Genomic DNA, 1,204 nt, shown 5'->3' on the forward strand with positions numbered 1-1,204 from the left:
CTCCCGTCGGCGTGTTCGGCGTCCGGGCTCGGTTGTGGCGTCGAGCCAGACGACGAGGGCAAGCGCGATGAGGGCGGGGGCGCCGAGGGCCAGGAAGGAGCCGGTCCAGCCGAGCAGGGACTGGGCGAGGCCGCCGTACCAGGCCGAGAGCGCCCCGCCGATGCCCTGCACGGCGTTGACGGTGCCGAGCGCGGTCTGGGTGCGGCCCGAGCCCCAGGTCAGGTCGGCGACCACGACCGGCACCGCCACGCCGACGATGCCCGAGGCGATCCCGTCGAGGATCTCGGCCGAGATCAGCCAGACCGGATCGTCGATGAAGCCGGACAGCGCGGCGCGCACGGGAAGCACCGCGAAGGCCACGAGCAGCAGCTTGCGCCGCCCGCGCTTGTCGGCGAGCGAGCCGGCAAACAGCGCCACCGGGATCATCACGAGTTGCGCCACCATGACGTAGCGCGCCGTCCAGGCGGTCGCGTCGTCGGCGGTGGCCACCAGCTTCTGGCCGAGCAGGGTCAGCATGCCGCCGTTGCCGAGGTTGAACAGGGCCAGCGCCACGGCCAGCACCAGCAGCTTGCGGTTTGCCAGGACGCTGCGGGTGGTGGCGCGCGCGGGCGTGTCCGCCTCCTCCTCCTTCCAGCCGACCGCCCGGCGCTCGCTGTAGCAGTGGCCCGGCGTCGTCGCGGTGGCGAGGATGGCCAGAACGGCCATGGCCCCGAGCACCCAGAAGGCCACCGCCGGCCCGAACGGGCCGGTGCCGAGGCTGATGAGCCCGGCCGCGATCAGGATGCCGAGATGGTTGTAGGCCTGGTTGCGGCCCTGCTGCTTCGGGAAGCGGTCCTTGCCGACGATGCCCAGCGTCAGCGCCGTCACCGCCGGCAGCAGCAGGGTGCCGCCCGCCGCCGCCAGCATCTGCGCCGAGAACACGGTCAGGAAGGCCTTGGCCGGCAGCAGCAGCAGGGTGCCGCCGAGGATCGCCGCGCAGGCGAGCCCGATCAGCAGCCGCGGCCGCCCGAGCCGGTCGACCAGCGCGCCGAACGGGCCGCTGAGGCAAAGCGTCCCGACCCCGACCAGCGTGGTGACCAGACCCACCCGCGCCGGCGTCCACTCCGCCGTCTCCGCAAGCCAGGTCCCCAGGAACGGCCCCAAGCCCCCCTGGATGTCACCAATGAAGACGTTGATCAGGCCAAGATGCGTGGTCGCGAGCATG

At 72.8% G+C, this 1,204-nt stretch carries 1 protein-coding gene; it reads right to left on the reverse strand.

From position 1 onward, the window contains the following. Nucleotides 1-1,203 (reverse strand): MFS transporter (locus tag WDW90_RS37325; protein WP_336492758.1); only part of this gene is annotated, 1,203 nt, incomplete at its 3' end. Between the last annotated feature and the right edge of the window lies 1 nt (nucleotide 1,204).

The sequence above is a fragment of the Methylobacterium nigriterrae genome, assembly GCF_037106235.1.
Lineage (GTDB): Bacteria > Pseudomonadota > Alphaproteobacteria > Rhizobiales > Beijerinckiaceae > Methylobacterium > Methylobacterium nigriterrae.